The 7,906-nt window shown below is 50.6% G+C and carries 8 protein-coding genes; 1 reads left to right on the top strand and 7 read right to left on the bottom strand.

Annotated elements, in window-relative coordinates; all coding sequences use genetic code 11:
- Positions 1 to 22: 22 nt before the first annotated feature.
- Both DQG19_RS16125 and DQG19_RS16130 read right to left on the bottom strand, forming a co-directional pair.
- On the bottom strand, positions 23 to 490 hold the full coding sequence (locus tag DQG19_RS16125; protein WP_116127315.1) for a transposase: 468 nt from the start codon (positions 488 to 490) through the stop codon (positions 23 to 25).
- Positions 491 to 544: 54 nt separating this feature from the next.
- Positions 545 to 1,636 (bottom strand): IS1182 family transposase, encoded by a 1,092-nt coding sequence (locus DQG19_RS16130; protein WP_116127316.1) that lies wholly within the window; start codon positions 1,634 to 1,636, stop codon positions 545 to 547.
- Between the two features lie 61 nt (positions 1,637 to 1,697).
- On the opposite strand from DQG19_RS16130, the gene DQG19_RS20965 reads away from it, so the two are divergent.
- Positions 1,698 to 1,865 carry a hypothetical protein gene (locus tag DQG19_RS20965; RefSeq protein WP_157974557.1) on the top strand — a complete coding sequence of 56 codons (168 nt, stop codon included), beginning with the start codon at positions 1,698 to 1,700 and terminating at the stop codon, positions 1,863 to 1,865.
- A 905-nt stretch (positions 1,866 to 2,770) separates the two neighbouring features.
- Here DQG19_RS20965 and DQG19_RS16135 read toward each other — a convergent pair.
- From DQG19_RS16135 to DQG19_RS20970, 5 genes are all read right to left on the bottom strand, one after another.
- Complete coding sequence (locus tag DQG19_RS16135; protein ID WP_116127317.1) at positions 2,771 to 4,384, bottom strand: IS1182 family transposase; 1,614 nt, start codon at positions 4,382 to 4,384, stop codon at positions 2,771 to 2,773.
- 381 nt (positions 4,385 to 4,765) lie between these two features.
- Positions 4,766 to 5,395 (bottom strand): RHS repeat domain-containing protein, encoded by a 630-nt coding sequence (locus DQG19_RS16140; RefSeq protein WP_116127318.1) that lies wholly within the window; start codon positions 5,393 to 5,395, stop codon positions 4,766 to 4,768.
- Positions 5,396 to 5,678: 283 nt separating this feature from the next.
- Entirely contained in the window at positions 5,679 to 6,107 is a 429-nt protein-coding gene (locus DQG19_RS16145; RefSeq protein ID WP_157974558.1) for a DUF86 domain-containing protein, read from the bottom strand.
- Positions 6,100 to 6,399 (bottom strand): nucleotidyltransferase family protein, encoded by a 300-nt coding sequence (locus DQG19_RS16150; RefSeq protein WP_116127320.1) that lies wholly within the window; start codon positions 6,397 to 6,399, stop codon positions 6,100 to 6,102. The genes DQG19_RS16145 and DQG19_RS16150 overlap by 8 nt, the downstream gene beginning before the upstream one ends.
- A gap of 771 nt (positions 6,400 to 7,170) precedes the next feature.
- Positions 7,171 to 7,728, bottom strand: coding sequence for a hypothetical protein (locus DQG19_RS20970; RefSeq protein WP_157974559.1), 558 nt, complete (start codon positions 7,726 to 7,728; stop codon positions 7,171 to 7,173).
- Positions 7,729 to 7,906 lie beyond the last annotated feature (178 nt).

Here is a 7,906-nt window from a genome sequence, read left to right on the forward strand (position 1 = left end):
CGTGCAAAAGCTCCCAGCCAATCTAGGCATAAATCGGCTCAAACCGCTTCACTTCCCCTATTCGCCGAAAATCCGCCCTACAGCCCTTCACAAAGCTCCACATCATTCCTCGGACAGCTCCAAAAGCTCCATTTCCGACGGAAAAGCGGTCCTTCAGCCGCCGCAGCAGCTCCGGAACGCCCAGGATGGACACGCTACGCCGCAGGTTATAGCAGCAGGCCAGCAAACTGTACTCCCCGTCGACCGCTTCCAGCCCCCTCACCAGCGTGAAGTAGGCGCCCCACGATCGCTTAATGGTGCCGAACGGGTGTTCAACCATGGCTTGCCGACTCGGGTAGACCTCCGGCCACTCCTGCAGCCGCCGGTGGTTGCGCGCCAGCGCCGCGGCGTGCTCGTGGTGGTAGAGCACCTTACCGTGGCGGTTCTTGCGCGCCGCCGCGCTCAGGCACTGCTCGCGGATCGGACACCGGGAGCAGATCGTGTGGCTGATCCGGTAGCGCCGGAAGCGGCGGTCGGTCGGGGTGCGGCCCCCGCGGCTCTCCCGCTAGTGGTACCACCGCCCGTTGCTGGTCAGTTCTTCGCCCTGCGGACACACGTAGACATCGGCCTCCTCGTCGTACTCGAACTCCCGCGGACCGTAGCCCCCGGCATCCCGTGGCTTGGTCTTCCGCTCGGCTACGAAGGGCTCCATGCCCAAAGCTTCCACGCCGGCCAGGTTGGTGGCGTCGTAGTACCCCTTATCCGCCAGCACATCGATGGGTTCGGCCGGATCGTCGGGTAGGTCCAGGATCTCTTTGGCGGCTCCCGCCAGCCCCGCCAGGGCCTGGATGTCGTTGACGTTCGTGGCCTCGGTGTGTACGATCAGGTTATGCTCGTCGTCTACCACCGACTGCACGTTGTAGCCCACCAGCGACTCGGTGCCCTTCACCATCATACTACGGGCATCGGGGTCCGTCTCACTGAGCTGGTTTTCCCCGCTTTCCTCTAACTCCTCCCGCATCTCTTCGTACAGCTCCTTACGCTCCCGCAGGGCGGCTAGCTTGTCCAGGGCCTGCTGTTGCAGGTCTTCCTTACTATCGCTGGCTTCCTGAACATCCCGGTCCGCGAACTCCTGCAGCGCATCGGCGATGCCCCGCTCGATCCGTTCCAGATTGCGCTGCAGCTTGGCCCGGTTGAAGTTCTGCTTGCGCGCGTTCTGCGCGTGGATCTTCGTGCCGTCCACCGCCAGGCGCTGTCCGGCGATGAGTTCCCAGTCCTTTAGTAGTAGCACGTACTCCCTGAAGACGGCCTTCAGTGCCTTGGGATGATTTTTGCGGAAGTCGGCGATCGTGTGGTACTTGGGCTTGAGGTTACCCGTCAACCACATCACCTCAAGGTTGACCGCGCAGGCCCGCTCCAGCTGGCGGCTGCTGCGGATCCGGTTCAGGTAGCCGTACAGGTAGAGCTTGAGCAGCAGTTCCGGACCGTAGGCGCTGGCCCCGTCGGCGTGCACCGGCGTAAAGCCGAGCGCGGGAAGGTCCAACTGGTCGACGAACGCCGCTACGACGCGGACTTCAGCGTCCGCCGGGATCATCGCCTCAAGTGGAGTGACAAACAGACCGAACTGCGCGGGGTCCAAACCTACTTTTCTGGGCATTTTTCTCGGGTATCAGTGGGATACCTTCAAGATACGGCCAGAAAATCGAAAACCATACTTTTTGCACAGTCTGACGATTGCGCCGGCGCAGACCGGCTACAACCAACCAGCTCGTCGGATCTCGACCAAACTCAAGGTCGCCTATAAAAGTTTCATCGACGCCCATCCTCACTCTCGCCGGTTTGTCGCTGGCGCGTTGTTAGCGGCTGGCTTGTCTTTTTATAAATAATTTTTTCATGACATCTCTTACATTCTGAGGTATCATCGAAGTGCTACCGACTATCATTATATTTTTTTTCAATATATGGATAAATTACTTTTTTGTAAACTGCATTTGGTAGTGAGTGGGTAATTTGAAAATCGTAGCACACATAACTTGTAATCACGTATGCTTCTCCATCGATCATTTGAAAAATAGTATAATTAAATATATCCCAATTGGACCAGTACATATTTTTTGAAGCAAAATTAAAAGTCCTCGTCCGAATAATTTTTTTGATTTCTCCAAATCGATATGATTTTTCCTCATCAGCGGTCTTTATACAAATCGTCTGATGCTCATAATTTATATAAAATCCTATGTTCTTACTAGCTCGTAGATATTGGATGTGTAGAATTAATTGAGGAATTAGAAATATTATAAAAACGCCTCCAGCTATCATCGTAAAGGCTGAATAGTGATGTGGATATCTAAGCGCCATATAAAAAGGATAGATCCCGCATAACAGTCCAACTAGAAGTATAGGCCAATTATTCAGAAGTTGATTTTTAACAGTCAATCTATACTCTTTCACAGTATTTGAGTTAGGTAAGTGAATGCAAATTCTACCGTACTAATTCACTCCGACATGTCTTGTTTGAAAGTTTTTCGCTTTCCTTCATATGATATATATATATATATATATATATATATCATAATTCTACTCATTTCTACAGTGAAACTTGAAAGTGTGCAATTAATCAAGTTCTACAGCCAGCTCGGAGTAAAACATTCTCTCTAGTTTTCTCATGTTCTTATACCTAGATTGCAAGTCCTGGTTTATCCACTAGGTTCTAAGCCTAACCGGAGCAAACCGAGAATGTCTGCGTATGGCTTGCCGCTAACGGGAGGCCGTGCAAAAGCTCCCGCCCAAGCTAGGCAAAATTCCTCCGAGATAGCTTTCGATCCAGTATCACCGTAAAATGGCCGCATACTGCCGCCAAGAGGGTCCCAAGAGCCCCTACGAACGCCCCTTCGAGCCCATTTTCACCCAAAAACCGGCCCTTCAACCGCCGCAGCAGCTCCGGTATGCCCAGGATGGACACACTCCGCCGCAGGTTGTAGCAGCAGGCCAGTAAACTGTACTCCCCGTCTACGGCTTCCAGCCCCTTCACGAGCGTGAAGTAGGCGCCCCAACTTCGTTTGATCGTCCCGAACGGATGTTCAACTGTGGCTTGGCGTGATGGGTAGACTTCCGGCCACTCCCGCAGCCGCCGGTGGTTGCGCGCCAGCGCCGCGGCGTGCTCGTGGTGGTAGAGCACCTTGCCGTGGCGGTTCTTGCGCGCCGCCGCGCTCAGGCACTGCTCGCGGATCGGACACCGGGAGCAGATCGTGTGGCTGATCCGGTAGCGCCGGAAGCGGCGGTCGGTCGGGGTGCGGCCCCCGCGGCTCTCCCGCTGGTGGTACCACCGCCCGTTGCTGGTCAGTTCTTCGCCCTGCGGACACACGTAGACATCGGCCTCCTCGTCGTACTCGAACTCCCGCGGACCGTAGCCCCCGGCATCCCGTGGCTTGGTCTTCCGCTCGGCTACGAAGGGCTCCATGCCCAAAGCTTCCACGCCGGCCAGGTTGGTGGCATCATAGTAGCCTTTGTCCGCCAGCACATCGATGGGTTCGGCCGGATCGTCGGGCAGGTCCAGGATCTCTTTGGCGGCTCCCGCCAGCCCCGCCAGGGCCTGGATGTCGTTGACGTTCATGGCCTCGGTGTGTACGATCAGGTTATGCTCGTCGTCTACCACCGACTGCACGTTGTAACCCACCAGCGACTCGGTGCCCTTCACCATCATACTGCGGGCATCCGGGTCCGTTTCACTGAGCTGGTTTTCCCCGCTTTCCTCTAACTCCTCCCGCATCTCTTCGTACAGCTCCTTACGCTCCCGCAGGGCGGCTAGCTTGTCCAGGGCCTGCTGTTGCAGGTCTTCCTTACTATCGCTGGCTTCCTGAACATCCCGGTCCGCGAACTCCTGCAGCGCATCGGCGATGCCCCGCTCGATCCGTTCCAGATTACGCTGCAGCTTGGCCCGGTTAAAGTTCTGCTTGCGCGCGTTCTGCGCGTGGATCTTCGTGCCGTCTACCGCCAGGCGCTGCCCGGCGATCAGCTCCCAGTCCTTTAGTAATAGTACGTACTCCTTGAAGACGGCCTTCAGTGACTTTGGGTGGTTTTTGCGGAAGTCGGCAATCGTGTGGTACTTGGGCTTGAGGTTACCCGTCAGCCACATCACCTCGATGTTAACCGCGCAGGCCCGTTCCAGCTGGCGGCTGCTGCGGATGCGGTTGAGGTAGCCGTACAGGTAGAGCTTCAGCAGCAACTCCGGGCCGTAGGCGCTAGCCCCGTCGGTGTGCACCGGTGTAAAGCCGAGCGCAGGCAGGTCCAGCTGGTCGACGAATGCCGCCACGACGCGGACTTCAGCGTCCGCCGGGATCATCGCCTCCAGGGGTGTGGCAAACAGACCAAACTGCGTGGGGTCCAAACCTACTTTTCTGGGCATTTTTCTCGGGTATCAGTGGGATATCTTCAAGATACGGCTGGAAAATCGGAAAGCATACTTTTTGCACAGTCTGACGGGTGCGCCGGCGCAGACCGGCTACCACCAACCAGCATACGGGTCTCCACCGACCTTCAAGTAACCTTTAATAGCTTTATCGGCACCAACCCACACCCTCGCCGGTTTGTCGCTGGCGCATTGTTAGCGGCACTTTTATTGCTAATGGTAGAAAAATTTGCCTGAATCAAGTAGCATATAATTTTGATTTGAAGTTTTCTATTACGTGTTGTCTGTGTATTTTTAATTGTTATGCTATCCCTACCAAATTTCAAATATAAAAGTGCGTACTAACTTTTTATGGCTTATCTACATAGAATAAATTTGCTACTTGAAAACCCTTGGATTACCATGTGGATCAATACTTCCAACTAGCTCATTTTTATCATTGTAAATATAAGTCGTCATCCTGCCAGCATGATCCATTGAACCTATTAAATTACCATTACCATCATAATTATAGGTCGCCACAGGAATGTCATCTAATTTAACTAATTTAATTCTTCCTTCGTCATCGTAGATATACTCGAAGCTATTTGCTTCAGGGTCATTAGGATTAATAATTGAAACAATTCTATTTTGTACATCGTACGTCACCAATGGGCCTAAAACAGTGTCAAGCTGTTCAATTTCGTTTTGTAAATACGCTAATTCTAATTTTTGTGAATTAATAATTCGAATGAAAGAGTCTCGTTTACTTACAAAGGATTTCCGCTCGCTTTCAAAGAGTTCAGCTTCCAACTTTAATGTAGCTTTTTCAATTTGATAAAGTTCATACTTTTTGTCAAAGAACCCAGAAACTACTGCATATATCAAAGAAAACAAAGCAAGAGTGGCGGGTATTAGAACACTAATGTAAGCAGGCTTTTTCCACCATTTTATGCTTAAGCTTTCAATTTCAAGTCTAAGCTTAGTGTATTCTAATTTCTCTCGAGATGAGCTGATTCTTTTAGGCATCTTTGATTCATTAATCAGTTTGCAGACTCAAAATACACATCTTTCCGGCTATGTGAAAATAGAGTCATATTCATTGTGTCAATTAACTACTACAATATATGACTCAAATAAAATATATGTGAAATGATATTGTAGTGAGATAATCTGTTACTACATGCTGAAAACACATTTCCATATTTGGATTCCCCGTTCTCTTTTAGTTTTGCAATTGCCGCTAACGATTACGCCGGCGCCGTGCGTCCCGATAGGGCGCATGGACGCTGGCGTGGTGTTCGCCGATGGCTTATTTATTTGTTTTTAAATATCCTAGATGAGCGTAGTAGGGACTAGCAAGTACCTTTTCTAATTTTTCCTCTGGGTAATCAATCCTCTTAATAATTTCAATTAACTCCTTTTTTAGTGGTGGTAAATAATTTTTCACCACATCATAAGAGATGGTTGGATTGATAGACCTGTAGTCGTGGGCAATCCTGTTCCTTAATTGAGTTATTAGTTTCCAGGGGATCTTCGCATGCTGGCCCTTGATGGAAGCATCAATTTTCTTTGTTTCCTCTCCGATTGTCATGAGCAGCGTTTGGCACGCATTGAAGGTCAACTGATCATCCTTTTCCAAAAAACCTCCTGCCGTTTCTATCCCCCGAGTGTAAATGGCAATCTTTTCGATTGCCTCCAGCGAGGTCAGAATAAATATTATATTTCTTTGATCATACATATAACAGATCGCGCTCAATTTCCAGTTGCACCACGGGGTTAAGGTAGTCCTTGTTCACTAAATCGACTGAAGGTACACTCAGTTGTGCAAGGATGTAGTCTTCTAAATCACAAATCTCCTTTAAACCAAACCTATCCTTATCTAATACTTCGTAAAGCAAATCCAAATCACTGCCTTCATGCTGTTCGCGTCTGGCATAGCTTCCAAAGACAGCCAACACATTTGCGTTATACGCTTTTGCGATCTCTGCTTTGGTAGCTCGAAGTCTTTCAATGATTTGCTCTGTCGACATTGAATTGCAAGATGGATGTGTCTACAACAACGAACTGGATTGCCTACAGGTTGCCGGCTACTGTTTTTGGTTGTGCGGGGCTCATGCTGTCGGCGAACGAGTGCGGCCACGCCGTGCCGGGAAGGATGCCGATAATCTTTGGTTCAACTCAATATACATGATCGAAGGCAACCGACCCTACCCTACCCGCCAGCCCCGGCATGGACGTGGCCGCAGTGTTGGCTGACGTCCTTTTATTTATGGAGCGATAGCGACTGTTTCTACGCGGCAGCGACGTCCGTACTGCGGGGGGACTGTTCCTGCGCGGTAGCGTTTTTGGATGAGTACGGGCTGTTTCTACGCGGCAGCGGCTTCCGTCCTGCGGGGGGACTGTTTCTACGCGGTAGCGGCTTCCGTCCTGCGGGGGACTGTTTCTGCGCGGTAGCGGCATCCGTCCTGCGGGGGGACTATTCGTGCGCGGTAGCGGCATCCGTCCTGCGGGGGGACTATTCGTGCGCGGTAGCGGCTTCCGTCCTACGAGGGGACTGTTTCTACGCGGCAGCGTTTTTAAAGTACTGCGGGATGTTTCTACGCGGCAGCGGCGTCAGTCTTGCAGGGGACTGTTTCTACGCGGCAGCGTTGGTGACCGAGTGCGGGCTGTTTTTGGGCAGTAGCTGCGCATAATATTGCAAGAGCTACGGTTAGCCCACTCGATTTGAGCGCCTATAGCATTCACTACGCTGCAGTTCTCCCTTTGCATTAACTATTTAAACCGTGCACTTCACCCTAAAACTATATAGAAATTTCTTCCCCGTCCAGATTGAATCTGTACCTGTTACCTTCAAAGTCAGTGGCTAATATGCAGTTATTTTCAACTGTAAAGTCATCCGCGACTTCATCTATCGTCACAAAAATATCTTTGCCGCTTCTTTGCCAGATTAGCTGTCCGTTACCGGCCAGTCGCGATATGCTTGCTTCTCCGTGAATGACATAGTCATCGTTAATTTCAAATATTTCAAAGCAGGTGATGTAATCAGCCTCTGTTACCCACAACAGTTGCAGACCGGGTAAAGAAAGTTTGAACACCAGATTTGAACAGCAGATTGCGATCGCATTTTCATGTATGATTTGAGATTTTTCGTGGATGCCAGTAGTGCCCTGTGCACCGGCAACTAGTGCTCCATTAATTCGTAGACCATTTCTATATATGGAGATCCCAATTTGCACATTTGGTTGTTCTTCACCATGAGTATAATGGTGATCAAATGAAATAACATTATCATGTGAATCCCTCTGATAAGAATTTTCAAGAGTTAGCTTAATTTCAAATTCACCTTTCTTATAAATCATTTAATTAATTTTGAGTTGTCGGGTTTCTAGTCCTGCGGGTCATAAATGTCAGCCAACGGGTGCGGCCACGCCGGGCCGGAATCGATCAGGATAAGATCTGCTAGTTTCCGTAAGATACCCTTTCGAAACCCACCAACAGGCCCCTAACCTCCAGCTTAGGCCTGGACGTGGCCGCAAT

The organism is Lewinella sp. IMCC34183 (genome assembly GCF_003390915.1).
Classification (GTDB): Bacteria; Bacteroidota; Bacteroidia; order Chitinophagales; family Saprospiraceae; genus Neolewinella.

Excerpts from the sequence above, each read along its gene's own strand:
- DQG19_RS16140 (WP_116127318.1), bottom strand. The coding sequence starts at position 5,395 with ATGCCTAAAAGAATCAGCTCATCTCGAGAGAAATTAGAATACACTAAG.
- DQG19_RS20970 (WP_157974559.1), bottom strand. The coding sequence starts at position 7,728 with ATGATTTATAAGAAAGGTGAATTTGAAATTAAGCTAACTCTTGAAAAT.
- DQG19_RS16150 (WP_116127320.1), bottom strand. The coding sequence starts at position 6,399 with ATGTCGACAGAGCAAATCATTGAAAGACTTCGAGCTACCAAAGCAGAG.
- DQG19_RS16130 (WP_116127316.1), bottom strand. The coding sequence starts at position 1,636 with ATGCCCAGAAAAGTAGGTTTGGACCCCGCGCAGTTCGGTCTGTTTGTC.
- DQG19_RS16145 (WP_157974558.1), bottom strand. The coding sequence starts at position 6,107 with ATGTATGATCAAAGAAATATAATATTTATTCTGACCTCGCTGGAGGCA.
- DQG19_RS16135 (WP_116127317.1), bottom strand. The coding sequence starts at position 4,384 with ATGCCCAGAAAAGTAGGTTTGGACCCCACGCAGTTTGGTCTGTTTGCC.